At 37.4% G+C, this 21019-nt stretch carries 17 protein-coding genes; 5 read left to right on the top strand and 12 right to left on the bottom strand.

From position 1 onward, the window contains the following. Positions 1-690: 690 nt before the first annotated feature. The 9 genes from asnB to U8521_RS04510 all read right to left on the bottom strand — a co-directional run bounded on the left by asnB (position 691) and on the right by U8521_RS04510 (position 8757). Positions 691-2586, bottom strand: a complete 1896-nt coding sequence (gene asnB / locus U8521_RS04550; RefSeq protein ID WP_334332041.1) for an asparagine synthase (glutamine-hydrolyzing) — start codon at positions 2584-2586, stop codon at positions 691-693. Positions 2587-2599: 13 nt separating this feature from the next. Next, entirely contained in the window at positions 2600-3769 is a 1170-nt protein-coding gene (locus U8521_RS04545) for a metallophosphoesterase family protein (RefSeq protein WP_334332040.1), read from the bottom strand. A 124-nt stretch (positions 3770-3893) separates the two neighbouring features. Further along, positions 3894-4418 carry a GNAT family N-acetyltransferase gene (locus tag U8521_RS04540; RefSeq protein ID WP_334351993.1) on the bottom strand — a complete coding sequence of 175 codons (525 nt, stop codon included), beginning with the start codon at positions 4416-4418 and terminating at the stop codon, positions 3894-3896. A gap of 66 nt (positions 4419-4484) precedes the next feature. After that, entirely contained in the window at positions 4485-5129 is a 645-nt protein-coding gene (locus U8521_RS04535; RefSeq protein ID WP_334332038.1) for a hypothetical protein, read from the bottom strand. A 19-nt stretch (positions 5130-5148) separates the two neighbouring features. Further along, positions 5149-5958: an ATP-binding cassette domain-containing protein gene (locus U8521_RS04530; RefSeq protein ID WP_334332037.1), complete on the bottom strand. Its 810-nt coding sequence runs from the start codon at positions 5956-5958 to the stop codon at positions 5149-5151. Then, on the bottom strand, positions 5955-6446 hold the full coding sequence (locus tag U8521_RS04525) for a hypothetical protein (protein WP_334332036.1): 492 nt from the start codon (positions 6444-6446) through the stop codon (positions 5955-5957). Before U8521_RS04525 ends, U8521_RS04530 begins: the two co-directional genes overlap by 4 nt. 40 nt (positions 6447-6486) lie before the next feature. Continuing rightward, positions 6487-7032 carry a DNA-3-methyladenine glycosylase I gene (locus U8521_RS04520; protein ID WP_334351992.1) on the bottom strand — a complete coding sequence of 182 codons (546 nt, stop codon included), beginning with the start codon at positions 7030-7032 and terminating at the stop codon, positions 6487-6489. A 47-nt stretch (positions 7033-7079) separates the two neighbouring features. Further along, positions 7080-7562, bottom strand: a complete 483-nt coding sequence (locus tag U8521_RS04515; protein WP_334332034.1) for a universal stress protein — start codon at positions 7560-7562, stop codon at positions 7080-7082. Between the two features lie 82 nt (positions 7563-7644). Next, complete coding sequence (locus U8521_RS04510) at positions 7645-8757, bottom strand: glycerate kinase (RefSeq protein WP_334351991.1); 1113 nt, start codon at positions 8755-8757, stop codon at positions 7645-7647. A gap of 64 nt (positions 8758-8821) precedes the next feature. Between U8521_RS04510 and U8521_RS04505 the strand changes: the two genes are divergently transcribed. The 3 genes from U8521_RS04505 to U8521_RS04495 all read left to right on the top strand — a co-directional run bounded on the left by U8521_RS04505 (position 8822) and on the right by U8521_RS04495 (position 12321). Beyond that, complete coding sequence (locus tag U8521_RS04505; RefSeq protein ID WP_334351990.1) at positions 8822-9625, top strand: tyrosine-protein phosphatase; 804 nt, start codon at positions 8822-8824, stop codon at positions 9623-9625. Positions 9626-10682: 1057 nt separating this feature from the next. Continuing rightward, on the top strand, positions 10683-11885 hold the full coding sequence (locus U8521_RS04500) for an MFS transporter (RefSeq protein WP_334351989.1): 1203 nt from the start codon (positions 10683-10685) through the stop codon (positions 11883-11885). Between the two features lie 46 nt (positions 11886-11931). Beyond that, a complete protein-coding gene (locus U8521_RS04495) occupies positions 11932-12321 on the top strand; it encodes a winged helix-turn-helix transcriptional regulator (RefSeq protein WP_334332030.1) in 390 nt (129 codons plus the stop codon). Between the two features lie 91 nt (positions 12322-12412). Here the strand turns inward: U8521_RS04495 and U8521_RS04490 are convergent, their stop codons facing one another. Beyond that, entirely contained in the window at positions 12413-14113 is a 1701-nt protein-coding gene (locus U8521_RS04490) for a BspA family leucine-rich repeat surface protein (RefSeq protein ID WP_334351988.1), read from the bottom strand. A gap of 139 nt (positions 14114-14252) precedes the next feature. Then, the gene (locus U8521_RS04485; protein ID WP_334332028.1) at positions 14253-14438 is read right to left on the bottom strand and encodes a hypothetical protein; all 186 of its coding nucleotides are present in this window, start codon (positions 14436-14438) and stop codon (positions 14253-14255) included. A 502-nt stretch (positions 14439-14940) separates the two neighbouring features. Between U8521_RS04485 and U8521_RS04480 the strand changes: the two genes are divergently transcribed. Next, positions 14941-17652, top strand: a complete 2712-nt coding sequence (locus U8521_RS04480) for a cation-translocating P-type ATPase (RefSeq protein WP_334352069.1) — start codon at positions 14941-14943, stop codon at positions 17650-17652. A gap of 230 nt (positions 17653-17882) precedes the next feature. Then, entirely contained in the window at positions 17883-18248 is a 366-nt protein-coding gene (locus tag U8521_RS04475; RefSeq protein ID WP_334332027.1) for a hypothetical protein, read from the top strand. Positions 18249-18572: 324 nt separating this feature from the next. Here the strand turns inward: U8521_RS04475 and U8521_RS04470 are convergent, their stop codons facing one another. After that, positions 18573-20921: a phosphoketolase family protein gene (locus U8521_RS04470; RefSeq protein WP_334351987.1), complete on the bottom strand. Its 2349-nt coding sequence runs from the start codon at positions 20919-20921 to the stop codon at positions 18573-18575. Between the last annotated feature and the right edge of the window lie 98 nt (positions 20922-21019).

Raw genomic sequence — 21019 nt, 5'->3', positions numbered from 1 at the left:
TTCCTTAGTTTGGGTGGTGGGTAATTGCCGTCTTCCGCGACAGTCCTGGGAAACGCTGGAGAATGTGCGCACAACTTGAAGCCAATTCCAGGCCCGGGAATTGTCTCCAAGATTGGCCTTTTTGTAAATGCTAAAGCATTAACAAAAATTTCACGGCTGAGCATTTCCCAGGACTGTCGCTCCAGACTATAGAACAATTCTAATTTCTATTGAGGTAATATCTTGTGGGAGTTGCATATCACGTTCTATTCTGAATCCGGTTTAAATTATTGTTCTTCATAACTTAATTGAGAAATTCTATTCCAATTTCCCAAAAACTGTTTTCCAAAATAGTGTGACACTAACAAAAAATCTAATTCCATAAAAATAAGAACATAGGTTAATCAAATAGAACAGCTATTTCTAGAGGAATGGAAATCAAATATCTTATAGATCCGATATTCAGCGCCGGAGCAACAAAGCTGATGGGCTCAGCCCTGAAATTATTCTTAGCGCTTCAGCGCTTAGAATAAGGCCGAGCTTGAAGATTTTTCCGGGCTTGAAAAAGCTTCAAGTCGTGCCCAGGGCGTTCCAGCCCAATCAGCTTTGTTGCGGAGGGGCGGCATACTACACCCCACCAATCAAAAAAAGCCGATTCAATATATAAATCAGCTTTTTTCATCAAACTCAAAATAAAAAATTAAATTATAATTATCCTACTTTAACTTGTGGATCAACATCTGGCTTCTTGCCTCCGTCGATAAAGAAAACCTTGTACCAAACTAAGAAAGTATAAATTGTCCAAACTTTTCTACGATCGTCGTTTTCACCACGATAACAACCATCCAACATCTTCAAAATGGCATCCTGATCAAAGAATTGACCTGCAAAATCAGCGCTGAATAATTCGCGGAACTTTTCGTAAACTTCCTTAGTCTTGATCCAGTCTCTGATTGGAACTGGGAAGCCCAATTTTTCTCGCTTAGCCCATTCGTCTGGCAAAGCTCTTTCAGCAGCAACTCTTAGTGCATACTTACTATCCTTGCTGTTCAAAAGATACTTAGTTGGAATTCCAGCTGCCACTTTGGCTACCTTTTTATCCAAGAATGGTACACGTAATTCCATTGAATTTGCCATGCTCATACGATCAGCTTTTAATAAAATATCATTTGACATGAATTGGTGTAGGTCAAGGTATTGCATCTTCTTAACTTCATCGTTATAACCACTAACTTTGCTATAACTTCTCATAACGATATCTTTAACTGAACGTGATTTTTCAAACTCTGGTTTAACTAAATCAGCTGCTTCTTTTTCAGTGAAGATCTTGGCTTGACCAATGAAGAACTCTTCAGCTTTAGCAGTTGATTCATACAAGTGCAATCTTCCAGGGAAGTTTGGCATTTTCTTTAAACCATGGGCTAGCTTATACTTCACACCCTTTGGTAAATGTTTCAAATCTTCAGCAACTACTCGAATCACTTTTGAATGTGAATGGAAACCGTAATTTGCGTAGCCAGCGAACAATTCGTCGGCTCCTTCACCTGATAGTATAACGGTGACATCGCGGCTAGCTAACTTAGTCAAAAAGTAAAGTGGTATACATGAAGGATTAGAGTCTGGTTCATCCATATAGTACTGAATCAACGGAATGGATTTGACCGCTTCCTCTTTTGTAACGATACCACGTGTATTTTCTAGTCCTAACTTATCTGCCAACATCTTAGCGGCAGTTCCTTCTTCGTAAGTACTTGTATCAAAATCAATTGAATAAGTATGTTGAGGCTTCAAAATAGCCGTTACATAACTTGAATCGACACCACTTGAAAGTAGTGAGCCGACTGGTACATCACTGATCGAATGTTCATTGACTGATTCACGAATTGATTTGTCGATTCGTTTAACAGTTTCTTCAAACGACAAGTTATTAGCTTTAAATGACATATCCCAATACTTTTTAATACTCAACTTACCATTCTTAAAGGTGAAGTAATGACCTTCAGGAATGCGGAAAACATTTTTAAAGAAAGTTTCATGCAAAGCTGAATATTGGAAAGTCAAATATGGCTTCAAAGCAGCTTTGTTCAATTCTTTTTTGAAATTTGGTTCTTTCAAGAAGGATTTGATCTCTGAACCAAAGATAAAGGTTCCTTCACGGTTGTAATAATAAAGTGGCTTGATACCGAAGAAATCTCTTGCTCCAGTAATGTCACCAGTTTTTAAATCATAAATGACGAAAGCAAACATCCCACGAATTTTCTTCAAAAGATCTTCGATACCCCATTCTTCAAAACCATGTAACAGAACTTCAGTATCTGTATCCGTTGTAAAAATGTGACCGGCTTTCTTTAATTCTTTTCTAACATCTTTAAAGTTGTAAATTTCACCGTTAAAAATCACGGCTTTTGATCTGTCTTCGTTGTAAATAGGTTGCATACCACTACTAATATCGATAATGCTCAAACGACGAAAGCCCAGTGCTGCATCACCATCAACTAGTTCACCAGAACTATTTGGACCACGATGTTTGATTGTTTCCATCATCGCTTCAATTACAGGCTTCTTGTCTGCAATATTCTTATCTACGAATCCGACAATTCCACACATAAAAATTTCTCCCTTATATTTCAAAACTTACATATCTTGTAGCGGCTCCGTAACCGAAAATCTGTAAGCGCAATTTGTTCGGGTCGATATTAATGAAATAGCCTGCTAATTCTGAAATTTCATTATAACGTCTATCCCATTTTTTATTGTAATCAGTTGTTAAACCATGTTTCTTTCCCATTAAGGCCGAACAATTTAATATTATATGATTAATTTCAGAAACTTTGTAGTTTTTTTCATAATGCATATGTCCACAAATATAGGTTGTAACTTTTGAAATGCCTGTAGATGAGAAATCATAGCGTAAATTCACTCCAAAATCTCCCGTCAATTCATTTTTCAATTGTCCTGAGGTCTTATTGTTAAAGCTTACTAGCAGCTGCTGAATCAAGTCACCGTTGAAATTTAAAGCACTACGACCACTGGGGCTAACGATATTAGCATGTCCCATCATAACGACATGCTTATCGACAGTCCGTTCCAAGATTGTAATTAAATCTTCTAGTTGTTGTTCTCTAACTCCACGAACTTTCTTAAAATCGTATTTCTTCGAACCATTGCTTAGTATATAAGGAATATCGCTAGTATCAATAAAAATGACTCGGATGTCACCTTTGTCGAACCAACCGACTTTTGAAACCGGATTAAGGCGATGAATTTGTGGTTGATCAAAGTTATATTGTGTTACTAATGAATCATAATCGTCACGATGAAATGAGGCCGAGCCAAAGAAACGATGCTCATCGTACTTGTCATTTTCATCGTGGTTTCCTTCTAGAAGATAAAATGGTGGCTTACTGTTTTGATAATTTTCCACCGCAAATTGCAACAAACCGCGACTAATCTCAGGTTTGTCACTGCCATCGATCAAATCTCCTAGATGCACATTCAAATCCAAACCAACGGCATTACTGACAGCGTTAGCCTCAATGATGTGTCGTGCACCGTTGATTCCATAATAGGAGGCACTCGCAATCGCCTTAGCATGGGTATCTGTTAAAACGGATAAAGTCAACGTATCGTCAGTGACATTCGGCTTGACGTTTGTGTCATAGACACCTTGTATATAGTCGGTAACAAATGGTCTTGGCTTTAAGCGTTTTAAGAACAGATCCGTCTGTGCTGAAACGAATTCTGCTGGTTTAGGGTTCAACATCTTTCTTGCAATATTTTTGATTTTCAATTTTTTTATCTCCAATATCCAATAACTGGAAACGAATTATAGAATTATAGTAAAAAAACCATCTTAACGATGGTCTCTTGGCTCAATTATATCCCAAAGATTTAAAAAATAATCTTTAGACGCCTTACTTTAAAAGAATTTGGTAGGCTTTTCTAATACCATGATCTTCATCCATCGTTATGGTACCTTTTTCCACGAACCCATTACTAGTAATTACATGTTGCATTACTAAATTATCGGGATGTGTGTCGATTCTAACGTCTTGATAACCTAAGTAATGAGAAATAGTCAATAATTGTTGAATCAAAGCACTAGACAGGTGTTGGCCTTGGTGTCCCGGTTCAACAGCTATACGGTGAATAATGGAATAAGTTACGTCGGAATTACTAGACCACTCACCAGAAGTCATGTCTTGGTAATTTTTATCATAACCTTGTTGTAAAGCAGCAACTCCCACTACCTCACCATCTAGTATTAAAACATAACTTATGTCCTCTTGAATATCTCGTTTCAGGATTTCTTGATCAGGATAACCTGCTTGCCATTGATCAACACCGCGGTCCCTTAGGGTTTTCTTGGCTCCGTCGATGATGTCAATAATCTTTGGCAAATCGTCAACTGTTGCTTGACGCAAATAAATATTGCTCATAAAATTGCCTCCTTACTTCATCAAGACATTAAAACAAAAAATAATACCTCATTGCAATACTTTTTATCAACTTTTCCTATTTCTTTTGTAAATAAAGCTACTAATCAAAAACAAGACCAACGAATAAGCCAAAGTTTGACCGGCAACTGGTAACAAACTCACAATCGAATCAGTACTGTGAAGGTTGGTAATCAATTCTGACAATGGAGGAAAGAGAATTTGCACTGGCTTGAAAATAGAAATCACGCTACCCGATAAAGCTAAGTAAACAAAAACTAAAACTCCTATTTGACCAAAGCTTGAATGATTGTACCACTGAGTTTTAAATAAAGCCGCGATTGAGCCTCCTAAGATTCCTACCGCAATCAAAGTTAGTACTCCTACTAAGTCCAAAATAATATCAGAACTAAAAATTTGGCTGAAAGCAAAGATCAAAATTCCTGAAATTAAATTAGAGATTATTATCGTTAAAAACTGGCTAAAAAATTCTGCCCAGTAGCTATCTACTTTTTGTTTTAAATAATGATTATATTTTTTATCGTAATAATATAAATTCATCGTTGAAAATAATGATAAAAAGAATATCCCTATCAATAATAGGCCATATTTCTCATGAGAATCAATACTCAATAATTTATCAGCCGTTAATCCAAAGACAATAATGGAGAAAAGCAAGGTTAAGTATAAGAAATTTTGAAAAATGAACTGCAAATAGTTCTTCAATAAAATTTTAATGATCCTTCACCTCTTCAAATTGATAATTGAGGGCAATCATTTGACTGACGATTTTATCTTTAAGGTTAGCTGGCACTTGCATTTGCAAAAGGTTATTTTTATTACTCGTTACATACTTGAACAATTCTTTTGTGATTGCAATTGAATTAATGTGAATTCTAAATTGCAAGTTAACTGTCGTCACTTTTTCCGGTGACGTTAAACGTCCATCTTGTAATTGATACTGTGTCGTCAAAATTTTTTCGACGTTGGGATTAAATTGACTGGCCGTAATGATGATTCCTGACCCGTTGTCTTTTAAATCTTGAATCATATCGAGCATGTTAAGAATCGTTGTATCGGTTTGAAAAATGAATGGTTCATCGAGCAACAAGACATTAGGATGACCGACGACGGCCGCTAAAAAACCAATCTTTCTCTGTGTTCCAAGTGACAATTGATTAACATTACGGTCCAAATATGGACTCAAACGTAAATAAGTTATCATCGCGTCCATTTGGTCTTTACGAACGGCCAATTTTTTTGATAATTTACGAATCTGTTCTAAATATTTTCTAGTTGTCTGATAAATTTCTTGTGGATCTTGTTGTGGTAAGTAGCCGATTCTTACCCCTGGAGTGTATCTAATTTCTCCACTATCAATGTTTTCATCGTTTGCAATTGCTTCTAAAAGCTGTGTTTTGCCGCTGCCATTGTCACCACTGATGCCAATGATCTCTTTTTGAGCTAAAGAAAAAGCTACATGCTTAAATGCAAAGTAGCCCTCATTTTGCAATGATAAATCATTGACTGATATTAATTTCATTTTTGCCATTCCTCAACGGCTTTTGCTGCCAAACCAATTGAAAGAATTGCGTCTTTTGAAACTGAATTTCTCACATCAGCGACAATGGTGTTATCGTAAACGGCTCCAATTACAGTAAATGCAAAACTTATCAAATTGATATCGGTCTTTACTTTGTATTCTCCATCAGCATATGGGTCTTCATGGTTGTAAGTAAAGTTGATCTCGTGTCCCATCAATGAGCCATCAACGTGGTTAACTTGAACACGGTCATGTAATTGACTCAACTTGTGGTCGGGATGTTGCAAAGTTAGACGATGATCTGATTCGTTTTGATAATAGTCATCTTCAGTCATTTCAAAATAATCTTTGATCGGTTTTCTCAAAACTTCTAGTGAATCTAAGATATCGTAAACTTTTTGGGCGTCAAATTTTTCAGATTTATCTTCAATTTTTTTTCGATCTTCATAAAGCCCCTCGGCTAATTTGCTAATAGTTTCAGAATTCATAAACATTTATCCTCCGTCTTCAATACCATTATACTAATTTTTACTTGTAATTACAGGAATCTAAATGGTCATTGATCACGCCAACTGCCTGTAAAAACGAATAAATAATCGTCGGTCCCACAAATTTAAAGCCACGTTTTTTTAAATCACGACTGATTTGTTGCGACAATGTTGTTTGTGCTGGAACTTCACTCATATCACTATAATGATTAATTATCGGCTTATTATCAACAAATTTCCAAATATAATCAGAAAATTTTTCACCTTTTTGATGCATTTCCACGATTAACTTGGCATTATTGATCGAAGAATCAATTTTTAAATGATTACGAATGATTCCTGAATCTTTTAACAATTCAGCCCTTTTAGTTTGGTCAAAAGCCGCCACTTTGTCTACTGCAAAATTTTCATACGCTTGTCGATAATTTTTGCGACGCTTGATGATGGTTGCCCATGACAAGCCAGCCTGAGCACCTTCTAAAATCAGCATTTCAAAAAAATAATTTTCATCATGACTGACTTTACCCCATTCATTATCGTGATAAGATTGCATCTCTTTTGAACTATTAGCCCATTCACAACGCATATTTTCCACCTAACAAAAAAGCCGGCAGTCGCCAGCTTTTTAAAATTTTATTTTTTATCAACGATCTTCTTATTATCGATATCAGTTCTAACAATGATAACGTCTGTCCGAGCATTTCTAGTAACGTATTCGGAAACAGAACCAACTAACAATCTTGTTACGGCATTCATACCGGTAGATCCGATCATGATTAGATCGTTTTTATATTCTTCAACGAATTCTTGAGAAATAACGGTCTTTGGCTCACCGAAACGAACGTGAATATCAATATCTTCCTCTTTGAATCCACCCTTAACGGCACCATCTTTCAATTCATTGAGATACTTTTGAGCATCTTCAGAAAGTTGGTAGATGACATCTCCATTTAACATCCCACCATGTAAACCGATAAATTGCTTTGTATCTAGGACTGTTAATACATCGATGTGTCCGCCGTTCATTTGTGCAACTGTTACGGCCTTTTTAAAAGCCATTTCTGCTTCTTTTGATCCATCTACTGGAACCAAAATTTTCTTATAATCTTGTTCCATAACTCAATCCTCCAATGCACTTATTAACTACCTACTATTTTAAGATTAATGCATTCATAATAATTATTCAATATTTTACCAATTATTTGAAAGCCTTTAAAGTCCTCACTAACTGATTGGAAACAGATTCATAATTTTCAAACATTGTCATTTCATCATCGTATTCGGTCATCTGCGTCGAAAAGATTCCTGTGAAAAGCTGCTCATAGCTTTGAAAATCGTCGACAAAGCTATTACACAACGCAAATGTCGGTATCTTCGAAGCTTCCGCAATTCGACTCAAGTGGTACAGCACGTCATCATGCATCGACTCTTTCGAAATTTTATCCGTCGCAGTCACTAAAACATTGGCAGAACGAATCGTTTCATCCATACCAGTAACTTTGACGATCCACTCAAATGACGACCTAAAAATACGTGCATCAATCATTTCAAACGCCCCTGCCAGTGTCTTGATCGAATCCGAATGTGGCATCGGGTGTATATCTAAATTATACTTCTGATTTATTTTTTCAGTAATAAAAACTAAATTATCTTCCAAAAATCCACGTTGCGTCTCATTCAAATAATTAACGGTATCGACTAATTTTTTAGTCGTGGAGTAATTCAACAAAACGGTGATGTGCGTTCGACGTCCTAATAAGTGATAGACATCTTCTAAATCCACCTTATAAGCGCTAATCAGCGGATTTTCTCCTTCTGGAATCAGTTTACCGTTCTCATCATAAATCTTTGCTCCTAAGGCCTGTAGAGCTCCTAAACCCCCATCAGCCACAGCTGTCTTACCCAAACAGATAACAATATTCTTTAAACCATCACTGACTGCATCCATGATGAATTCACCCAAACCATAGCTGGTCGCATGGAACAATTCGTTGCGTGATTTCTCTTTTGCAAGGTCAACCCCAACTACTTGCTCAGAATCCATAATCGCGGTATCTTGATTATCGACTTTGGTAACTAAATATCGTCCTTGACGATTCTGCCAGAAAGCATCAAAAAAGGAGAGTTCTTCCCATTGTCCACCAATCGTATGGGCAATAAGTGCGGGCATCCCGTCTTTACTATCGGTCACAGGCATAGTAACGATCTGCGCTTGCGGCATGGCACGGGAGATTCCGCTATAAATAGCCTGACCAATTTTGGCCGAGCTAACATTATTACTATATTTTCCAGGTGCGATAATGAACTTCATAATAGGATGACTCTTCCTTTTTGATATAATAGTATAATGAAATAAAATTTATAGAGGTACGCTAATGAATAACGATAACAAACGCGTTTTGAACCTTGAAAAGGGTGTTAATTTCCGCGAATTAGGTGGATATAAGACAGTCGACGACAAAACTATCAAATATCACAAGGTTATTAGATCTGCCGGTTTGAGTGATCTGACTGCTAATGATCTCAATTTCTTAAACGATTACGGCTTGAAGTTCGACGTCGACTTCCGTTCTCAAGAAGAAATCGACAACAAACCTGACAAGCTACCAAAAAATGCTGAATACGTTCAAGCTTCTGTCTTTGAGGCCGACGAAACTGAAGCTTCGAAAGTTCAAAGTAAGAGCTTCATCCCCGAAATCGGTGGTGATCCAACTGACGGCTTCGAACATATGAAAGACGTTTACCGTGATATTATCACAGGCCAACAGGCAAAGAGTGCTTATCGAACATTTTTTGATAAATTATTAACAAATGACCAAGATGACAACGTCTTACTTTTCCATTGTAGTGCCGGAAAAGATCGGACTGGTATGGGTGCAGTCTACTTATTGAGTGCTTTAGGTGTGCCAATGGGCGTTATTAAACAAGATTACTTATTGACTAATCAAGCCAACAAACAATTTGTCGATAACTTGATCAAGACACTTCAATCAAAAGGCTATACAGATAAAAACATCCTCAGTTCAGTTCGTGACTTAATGACCGTTCACACTGACTATTTAGCTGCGGCTGAAAAAGAAATCGCCGAATTGTCTGGTAATATAGACAATTATATCAAAGATGAATTAAAGGTAACTCCTTCAGAGATAAGAGATTTACGAGCAATATATTTAGATTAATATATTAAATCAAATTTTAATAATATTAGTGTCACACTTTCTTCACATTTGGTGTCTATCATAATATTTGTAAGTTAAAGGAAAGAACTTTTAGCTTACTTCCCCTTTTTAAAATTATCTTCATATAGAAAACCGAAATAGAAAAATCTCATAATATATAAATCTCGTAATCCACCCTTCCTCCCTGATATGTGGATTACCCCTAAATAATCTAAAGTAACCAATCATTGATCCCCTTCAATGGTTGGTTATTTTTTTGGTTTTTGTTTTGGTTTGATTAATAGTGGTTGTTCCTTAGTTTGGATAGTGGTTAATTGCCGTCTTCCGCAACAGTCCTGGGAAACGCTGGAACGCTGTGGGCACGACTTGAAACTACCGCAAAGTTCACGGCATTTCCAAGCTCGGCCTTCTACGTAAGCGCTAAAGCGCTAAGTAGAATTTCACGGCTGAGCATTTCCCAGGACTGTCGCTCCAGACTATATAAAAATCCTAATTTCTATTGAGGTAATAGCTTATGGGATTCGCATATTGCATTCTATTCTGAATTTGCTTTGGATTTGATTCTTCATACTTTAATTGAGTGTTAAATCAGAAATAGAGATCCTATTCCAATCCTCCAATTTTCAGACCGGTCATCCAGAATAGCGTGACACCAATTAAAAATCCAATTCCATAAAAATAAGAACATAGGTTAAGTACAATAGAACATCTATTTCTAAGAGAATGGAAATCAAATAACCCATAGATTCGTTATTCAGCACCGGAGCAACAAAGCTGATGGGCTCAGCCCTGAAATTATTCTTAGCGCTTCAGCGCTTAGAATAAGGCCGAGCTTGAAGATTTTTCCGGGCTTGAAAAAGCTTCAAGTCGTGCCCAGGGCGTTCCAGCCCAATCAGCTTTGTTGCGGAGGAGCGGCATACTTCACCCCTACCATCAAATAGAACAAACCACCCTCCCCATAGGTACTTTTTAGTATCTACCCCACTTTAAAGTGCGTAATTGTTTATTTCTCCTAACACCATATAATGATACTCATCACTTAGGAGGATTAACTATTATGAATAAAAAAATTTCATCTACTTGGATTCTTTTGTCACTAGCCATCAGTGCTTTTGCAATTGGATCGACTGAATTTATTAGTGTTGGAATCATGCCTTTGCTTACTAAAACTTTTGGCATCAGTCTGGCACAAGGAGGCTTAACTGTTTCTATTTACGCTACCGGTATCATGTTTGGTGCACCAATCTTAGCTTTGGTAACTAATCGTTGGGATCGTAAGAAATTATTAATCGGCATCATGGTCAGTTTTATTATTGGTAACTTACTGGCTGCTTTGGCGCCTAACTTCACCATTCTTTTGGCTGGTCGTGTTATCGCAGCTTTATCCCACGGAATTTTTATGACGATTGCATCCCTAATTGCGGCAGATGTTGTTGCTCCTAACAAAAGAGCTTCAGCCATTGCAGTTATGTTCACTGGTTTAACAGTTGCTACCATTACTGGCGTGCCGATCGGTACTTTTATTGGTCAAACTTTTAACTGGCGAATGTCGTTTCTATTTTTAGTTGCTTTAGGTTTGATCGGCTTGATCACTAACATAATTTTAGTTCCCAACGAATTGCCATTACCTAAACCAACCAGTGCTAAAGGTATTTGGAAAATTCTCAAGCAGCCACAGTTGTTACTAATTCTGTTAGTAACTGCTTTAGGTTATGGAGCAACTTTCCCGGTTTACACATACTTATCCACAATTTTGAACAAAAATATGCATTGGTCCCAAAATGCCATCGTGATTATTTTGATTTTCTACGGTGTGGCAGTCGCAATTGGTAACACACTTGGTGGAAAATGGGCTAACAAATCACCTCTAACCGCCTTATTAAAGATGTTTATTGGCTTAGGATTGGCTTTAGTCGTAATTCGTTTAACTATTAATTTCCACTTTTTAGGATTGCTAGCAGTCCTATTATTGGGTTTATTCGCATTTATGAACGTACCTGGATTGCAACTATACATCGTCCAATTGGCTGAAAAATATACTCCGAACGAAGTGCCTTTAGCTTCGGCTTTGAACATTTCAGCTTTCAACGTTGGTATTACCTTAGGATCAACTATTGGTGGACAAGCAGTTGCTCACAGTCAACTCGTTAACACACCTTGGATTGGGATCGGAATGTTGGTGCTTGGCATCCTTTTGATTGCAATTTTAAAACGAATGGAAAAAAATTCTGAACCAGAATTAGATTTAGAAAATTGCTAAGGCACAGTAGTGATGGTAAGATTACAAAAACGAGAGGATAACCGACATGAAACAAGCAATTTACAATATAGGCGTTGAAAATACGATGAAAATCATTGGTGGCAAGTGGAAACCAATCATCTTGTGTCATTTGAAACACGGTGCAATGCGTACTGGTGAGTTGCGGCGTGCTATCCCTAACATCACTCAAAAAATGTTGACCCAACAGTTGCGTGAACTCGAAGACGACGACATCGTCAACCGTAAAGTCTACAATCAAATTCCGCCAAAAGTAGAATATTCATTAACTGCTTATGGCCAATCACTCAACAAAATTCTCGAGGAACTCTGTGTTTGGGGAGAAAACGATATCGACCGCCGCAAAGCTAATGGCGAAAATATTATTTTACTAAACCGCGAAGACGTTCCAAATGATTCCCTACCCTATGCAGATTAAATTTGAATCAATATAGAATAAACTAAATAAGGAGCTGTGCCGATGATATTTTCATTGGTACAACTCCTTTTTAGTTCTTCATAACAAAATCTTATCTTACTATCGTTACATCGCCAGTTGGAATAAACTCATTAGTTGCAACTCGATAATAAGTTTTACCCTTGATATAGGCTAAACGATCCGCTTGCCATTTAGTATTAGAAGCAAGCTTACGATCAGTTATCTTCTTACCTTGTGAACTAAAAATGCTTTGTTGCAGGTCACTAGTCATGATGACGAGTGATTGCTTTTCATAAGTGTAAACGTCATTTGCTTTGACCCACAGATTATTGCCAACTCGATAATAAATTTCACCGTTTTTCTTCATTTGCTTATCGCTCTTCCAATTAGTTCCAGCAAACAGAGGCCGACTAGTTGATCTGGTTGCGTTATCTTTAAAAAGCAAGGCACTTTTGGCATCTGGATAAGTCGCTAAAAGTTGATTGACGTATTGAATATTTTTTTGGGTCGTCTTAGCTTTAGAATAAGTAACTTTTTCTGGCAAAGTTACAACGTAGCGACCATTTTTGGACTGTAATTCGTCGATATTAACATCAAAAGATACCAAATGTTTGTTAGAATCATAACCATTTTTATCGGGTACTTTGATAGTTAAAGTGGCAATCCCATTGTGAATTGTTCCTTTGACGTTTTTGTCGATAATTGTTTCTTTGAGGTTGTTTGGTATTTCAATGTCAAAGATAGCAACATTTTTAGCGCTGATAACTTCGCCTTGATACTTTTCTTTGAGTAATTGCTTACTCGAAATAATTCGTAGGTCATCATTTTTTTCGTTGATCAACCACTTTTGATTGGCATTATTTCCATTCAAATCTTGACCTAAATCGGTGTGTTTCAATGAAAAATTTGGTCCCAAAGTTAAACGACTCAAATTGGTTCCTAACAGCAAGCCTGTTTTCTTGGCAGTATGATTGTCCCACTGACTAAAATCTAACTCTTTAATATCACTGGCATCACTGAACATTCCAACCATTTTTTGAACATTTGTCACATTCCAATCACTGATATCAAGGTTCTTCAACTTATCAACTTTCATGAACATCGCTGACATATCACGCACACTATTGACGTTCCAGTTAGAAAGCTCGAGTGATTGCAATTTAGAATCGACGTCAGTCGAACTGAACATATTTTTCATAGTGGTAACAGAACTAGTATTCCAATTATTGAGGTTCAAATCAGTCAAACCAGTGTCACTGAACATGTAACTCATATCGGTAACCTGACTGACATCCCAAGTTGACACATCGATGGATTTCAACATGCCCAACCCATCAAACATGTGACTCATATTAGTAACATGACTAGTATCTAACGAATCTGCATTCGCAATTTCCGTCAAACTGGAAACTCCTTGTAAATTATTGCCTAATCCAGTAAATAACCACGATGAATCATTCGGCAAAACAACTAATCCATCGAACGAAATTCCCTTTATATCTTGTTTTACACTATTGAAATTAACATTAGCATATTTATTCTCATCTAATTTTAAAGTATTCCCCAAGGCACCTTTGGCTAAGGTTCCAGACTTGATATGTAAAATATCCGTACTAGAAATATACCACTGACAGGTTCCATCGGTTCCTGAATACTTTTCGCTATTAGTAGGCGTTGTGGTCTCATCTGCTAAATTAGCGACAGTACTGGCCTTAACTACTTGTCCACCCAACAGACTGATTGAAGAAATCAAAATAGCTGTAGCCACGCTAATTTTTTGTCGTACATTCAAGTCAGATCAACCCCCTCTTTTTAGTTAGAATTAATTATAGCACCAACTTTTATTCGTCACATAAACAAATAAGGGCTCTTCTAGATCAATTGGATTTTCCAACTGATTTAGAAGAGCCCTTATTTTCTAAATACTTAAATTACATTGTGTATTTAAAAGTGTGTTTCTTAGAAATATTATTTTCTGAGTAAACAGCGATTATTACTGCAAATAGTGCAGCAAATGGAATGGAGTATCGGCTTTGTAAAACGAAGAGAATCATTAATAAGACAGCCATTACCGCCATTACTGCTACTTTCATGAATTTTACGTTTTTTGTTGTCATAACATCCACCCCTTAAGTGATTTTTATTTAGTTTCCTTTTTGTCCACTGATGAGAATAGCACGCTAAAAAGTGATTTACAAGCCGTCAAATCAGCACTTTCAGCCATTTTGAGAACTGGGAAAATTCCTCTAATAATCAATATTATTATCTTAGAAAAAATTAAATTGAAAACCTTACTGCGACAACAATTTCAGAAAAAATTTAAAGTTTTCTAAGTTTTAATGAAAATCAAATTAAGATAAAACTTATTCAATTATTTTTTATCTTATCTTGCTTCTATCCCTTGGTGTGACTGCATTTGTGGACAGTTGTTAATGATAAATGAACACTTTTTTCAAAGCAGATTGTAAGCACCTGCATTGACATGATATATATGACTTATGATAAGATTTATATATAGGCGAATATTATAGTTATCATAAGCTCTAATTAATTCGTTTACCGAGGGACAAACAATTAGTTAGAGCTATTTTATTGTAAAAAATTGAAAGGACTGATTTTCTGACCAAATTCCATCAACTAACAACTACTGATGTTTTAGATAAGCTATTAGTCGATTCCAATGTTGGCCTTACTAATGAACAAGTCCAAACTAATCGCAAACTCTACGGCACAAATAAACTAGACGAGGATAAATCTGATCCAGCTTGGAAGATTTTTCTCAAAGGTTTTAAAGAACCAATTGTAATTGTTCTAATTGGAGCAATTATTCTTTCATTATTGAGTTCTGGATATGCTTTCCAAATTCAAAACAATGCACAACACGGAAAAGAAGCGCTCTACGAAGCTATCGCTATTTTAATTTTAGTAATCATTAATGCGACGATTGTCTTCTTTCAAGAGATGAGTACTAAAAAGAGTCTCGATGCTCTAAAAGAAATGGATAATCGAACAACCGTTGTTTTACGTGACAATAAGTGGCAAGCCATCCCTACAACGGCCTTAGTTGTCGGTGATATTATCAAAGTTAAAATGGGAGATTTTGTAGAAGCCGACGTCCGCTGGATCAAGAGTAGTGAACTGTCAGTGATTGAATCTCACTTAACCGGCGAACCTGATGCTATTCAAAAAGCTACCCACGCACTAGATGCAGATACTGAACTGGCCGAAAGAACCAATATGGGTTATTCCGGTTCGAGTGTTGCCAATGGTTCAGGCGTCGGTGTAGTCGTCGGCATTGGTGAAAACACCGAATTGGGCAATATTGCTTCCATGCTGCGTAATACTGACAAAAAGACTTCTCCACTCCAAATTACGATCAAAAAATTGACCGCCACTCTAATGAAAGTTTCTGGTGGAATCGTCTTACTGACTTTCATTATCGGAATTATCAAGGCTGGGGAACTTAGTATTAACTCACTAAGTTCAGTACTCTCAACTTCCATCTCCCTAGCTGTGGCTTCAATTCCCGATGCAATGCCAATTGTTTTATCGATTGTCTTAACGATTGGTGCCACCAAAACGGCCATCAATAATGGTCTGATCAAGTCACTCAATAGTGTTGAAACACTGGGCAGTACTTCTTACATTTGTTCCGACAAAACTGGAACTCTGACTCAGAATCAGATGACCGTCACCAAGTTTTATGACGGTCACAGCGAATTCTCAGTGAGTGATGGGGATTTAGACGTAAACACTAACTTACCTTTCTTCTACGGAGCTGTACTTGTTAATGAGTCTAGCGTGACTAGAAACGGTGACGACTTCCAAACCTTTGGAAATCCGACCGATATTGCTCTAAACGTCCTAGGACAAAAAGCTGGCGTGACTAAGCAATCCCTCACTAAAGACAATCAAATCTTACGGACCTTACCTTTCTCCAGCGACCGAAAGATGATGAGTGTTGTCGTCAAAAATACTCAAGGATTTCGCCTATATACCAAAGGGGCGCCGGATGTCTTATTGAATCACAGTCAAAATCTGCTGATTGATGGACAATTGACAAAGGATTCTTCTAAATTTGAAAACATTATTGATGATTTTGCAGAACAAGCGTTACGAACGATTGCTGTAGCTTACCGCGATCTAACCAAACGTCAAGCTGAAACTGCCAGTTTAGAAGAATTAGAGCAGCAATTAACTATTACTGGTGTGGCTGGGATTATTGATCCTCCTCGTCCTGAAGTTAAACAGTCTGTAAAGACCTTAAACGACGCCAAAATTGAGGTTGTAATGATTACTGGTGACCACGCCAAAACGGCCCGTGCCATCGCTTATGACCTTGGTATCGTAAAATCTAAAGATGCTCGAGTCATCGAAGGCTCTGAAATTGAACAAATGAGTGACGATGAACTTTTCAATTCAGTAATTGGAACTAACATCTATGCTCGAGTTACTCCTGAACATAAACAACGTATTATTAAGCAGCTCCAACGTCACAAGCAAGTCGTAGCCATGACCGGTGATGGTGTCAATGACGCTCCGGCCTTGAAAGCCGCTGACATCGGAATTGCGATGGGTATCAATGGAACTGAAGTCACAAAAGATTCAGCTGACTTAATTCTTTTAGACGATAAGTTCACCACAATTGAAAAATCTGTTCGTAGTGGTCGAATGATTTATGCTAATATTAAAAACTTTATGCGTCACGAATTGACTACTAACGTAGCTGAAGTTATGTCTTTACTATTCGGTCTCTTCTTAACTCAATCAGTTGGACAAGTTCCAGCTGGCACCGCAACTTTGAGTGCTCTGATGGTCTTGTGGGTCAATATGATCAGTGACTCGATTCCGTCATTTGCATTAGGTTATGACGTTGCTGAATCAGATATTATGAAAGAAAAACCCCGTGACGTTAATGAATCAATTCTAAAAAATACTTGGTCTAGAGTCTTAGTTCGTGGAACAATCATGGGTGCGATGGTCTATCTTGGCTTTATCTGGGCTGCTCAAATGGGTGCAACAAGCAACCAAGCTCAGACAGTCGCATTCTTGACCTTAGTATTCGGTCAATTATGGCACGTCTTTGATGCAAGAAGTTCCAAATCAATTTTCAGACGTAATCCATTTGAAAATAAACATTTGATCGCTGCTGTCTTGTTTGCTGGTATCTCGTCGATCCTAGTAACCGCTATTCCATTCTTTAATGTTGTAATGGGAACAGCCCAGTTACCTGGAATTGTTTATTGGATCGTAATTTTTGTTCCAGCATTGCCGACATTTATTTTGTCAGGGATTAAAGAATTATTCAGAGCGTGGAATAGGCCCGCTTAGGAGTCAGCAGATAGCCTAGCTTCACGAATTGCCCGCGCACTTTGCGGGCGATTTGGGAAGCGTAGCTATATGTTGACTCCTGGCCTGTGGAACGCGTTTATGCTGCATCCACCACTATTCCACCATAAAAATATTTTCGCTTCCAAAAAAATAAAAATATCATTTTCTCCCAATTTGCATTGTTGATTACTTTATAATTAAGTGGTCTATACAAATTGGGAGGATTTTTTATGTTTGATTTTTTAATATTTCTAACTGACCTGGCGATACTGCTTATCTTCATAGGTTGGATTAATTTCTACACTTATCAAAATTTAACAATCTTTGAAAAGTATGAATTGGAAAACTGTAAAGCATTTCCTATTATTCATTTACTAATTGATATTTTTTCTTATTTTGGTGTGATGTTTTTCTTTATTTCCCTCGTTAGTGAATTTGCAACATATAAAAATATTTACGCTGGAGTTCCACCTATGGAATGGGTTATACTTTGTGGCCAATTTGTCTTTATGGTTTATCTGCTTACTATTTTTATCTCACAATTTACTTTTAATCCTCTAGCTGAATACGAAAAAGAGACTCAGGAATCCTTTTAGGGAATTTCTGAGTCTCTTTACTTTTGATTTTCTTTTGGGTGTGTCTATGTGGTTAATTTTGGATTAGCCACGGTTTTGGTATTCAAAGTGGATTTTATTTATCAATGACGACGGGGGCTGTTGAGAATAACCTTATTTCTTTTTAGAAATAACGGTTGTTCCTGCTTGAATAACCATTGTTCTTGGCAATATAGCTAAAACGCGTTCCGCAGGCCAGGACTTGGACATATAGCTACGCTTCCCAAATCATCCGCAAAGTGCGCGGATAATTCGTGAAGCTAGGCTATCTGCCAAGTCCTAAGCGGGCCTGCTCCACGCTCTAAACTACCATTTCCAATTATTAACCTCAGGCAAGTCATCACCGTATTCACGGATATACTTATTGTGTTTATCAACAATGGCTTCCATTTCATCGGCAAAGTCACTAGCTGCATCGCCTTGTACGGCAACGGCTGCTTCTTCTGCTAGATGGAATCTATCCATTTGGTTAACTACACGCATGTCAAATGGTGTTGTGATATCACCATTTTCACGATATCCATGTACGTATAAGTTGTGATTTGCACGGTCAAAGAAGATTTCCTTGATGATATCTTCGAAACCATGGAAGGCAAACAAGACTGGCTTGTCGACTGTGAAGATTTCGTTGAATTGTTCATCGGTTAAACCACGTGGGTCAACTTTTGGTGATCTCAACTTCAATAGGTCAACGACGTTGACGTATCTAATCTTGATGTCTGGTTTTTCTTTTCTAAGAATGCTGATGGCTGCTAGTGATTCTAGGTTAGGTTCTGTACCAGCTGAGGCAATAACGATGTCTGGATCTCCATTATCGTTTGATGCCCAGTCGATTACTTTAAGTCCCTTGTCAGCTAATTCTTCAGCTTCTTCGATTGAGTAGAATTGTAGTCTTGGTTGTTTTGATGTAACCAACAAATTGATCTTTTCTTGGTCATCCAAAACCTTAGGCATTACAGCAAGCAATGAGTTTGTGTCAGCTGGGAAGTATTCACGAATGTATTCTGGTTTCTTTTCAGCTAAGTGTGTAATGATACCGGGATCTTGGTGAGTATAACCATTGTGATCTTGTTGGAAAGCAGTTGAAGTAGCAATAACATTGAGTGATGGGTATTTATTTCTCCAGCTCAATTCATTTGCCTTTCTTAACCACTTGAAGTGTTGTGTCAACATTGAATCGACAACTCTCAAGAAGGCTTCGTAACTAGCGAAGATACCGTGACGACCGGTCAAAGTATAACCTTCATTAAAGCCTTCAGCTTGGTGTTCTGAAAGTTGTGAGTCGATGATACGGCCAACTGGTGCTTCATATTGGTCATTTGGTTCCTTAACAGGTTCCATCCATTGACGAGGAGAAGCATCAAATGCGCCATATAGACGGTTTGACATTGTTTCATCAGGTCCAAATAGTCTGAATGTCTTTTCGTTGTTCTTGATAACATCGCCTAAGTACTTACCTAGTTCGATCATATCTTGAGCAGTCTTTGTACCTGGTCTGTCAAACTTCAAGGCATAGTTCTTGTAGTCTGGAAGTTTCAATGGCTTAGGATCAACTCCACCGTTTACGATAGGGTTCATAGCCATTCTTGCTTGTCCCTTAGGAAGGATAGCAGCAATGTCACTGTCCAAATCACCATTTTCATCAAATAGTTCTTCTGGTTTGTATGATTTTAGCCATTCAACCAATTTGTCAGCATGTTGCATATCATTTTGGTCAACAGGAATTGGAATTTGGTGAGCTCTAAATGAACCTTCGATTGGTTCGCCATCCCAAGTCTTAGGACCAGTCCAACCCTTAGGTGCACGGAAGATGATTACAGGCCATTTTGGCATCTTAGCTTCTGAAGCTGGATGTTTTCTAGCTTCTTCTTGAATAGCTTTGATCTTTTCAATAGCTTCATCCATAATCTTAGCCATTTTAGGATGCATCTTTTGAGGATCGTCACCTTCAACAAACATTGGATCCCAACCCATACCTTCAAAGTACTTAGTCAAATCTTCATCACTCTTACGTGACAAGATTGTTGGGTTAGAAATCTTGAAACCATTTAGATTTAGAATTGGTAAAACAGCACCATCATTAACTGGGTTAATGAAAGTATTTGAGAACCATGAAGCAGCTAATGGACCTGTTTCAGATTCACCATCACCAATTACAACTGCAGCAATTTCGTCAGGATTATCGAGGATAGCACCAACACCGTGTGATAGAGAATAACCTAATTCTCCACCTTCGTGCATTGATCCAGGAGTTTCAGGAGCAGCATGAGATGCAACACCACCTGGGAATGAGAATTGCTTAAATAATTTTTGCATACCTTTTTCATCTTGGGTAATTTCTGGATAAATTTCAGTGTAACTACCATCAAGGTATGAGTTTGAAACCATAACTTGCCCACCATGACCTGGGCCTTCGATATAGAACATCTTCAAACCGTACTTGTTAATTACACGATTTAAATGGGCATAAATAAAGTTTTGACCAGCGATAGTTCCCCAGTGTCCAATTGGGTGAACCTTAACATCGGAAGGTTTTAATTCACGTTTTAATAAAGGATTATCTTTTAAATATAATTGTCCAACAGAAACATAGTTGGCTGCACGCCAATATCTATCAATCAAGTTTAAATATTCTTTTGATGAGTAATCAGTCATTACCAGCACACTCCTTACGTTTTTACAATGTAATCATAACCATAAAACAATAAAAAGTCAACCACTTTTATAATTGGTTCGACCCAATTTTTGTAAAC

This window comes from Companilactobacillus miaonis (genome assembly GCF_036913615.1).
GTDB lineage: Bacteria > Bacillota > Bacilli > Lactobacillales > Lactobacillaceae > Companilactobacillus.
The sequence above is the reverse complement of the archived record's forward strand: the minus strand, read 5'-3'. Positions and strand labels throughout refer to the sequence as shown.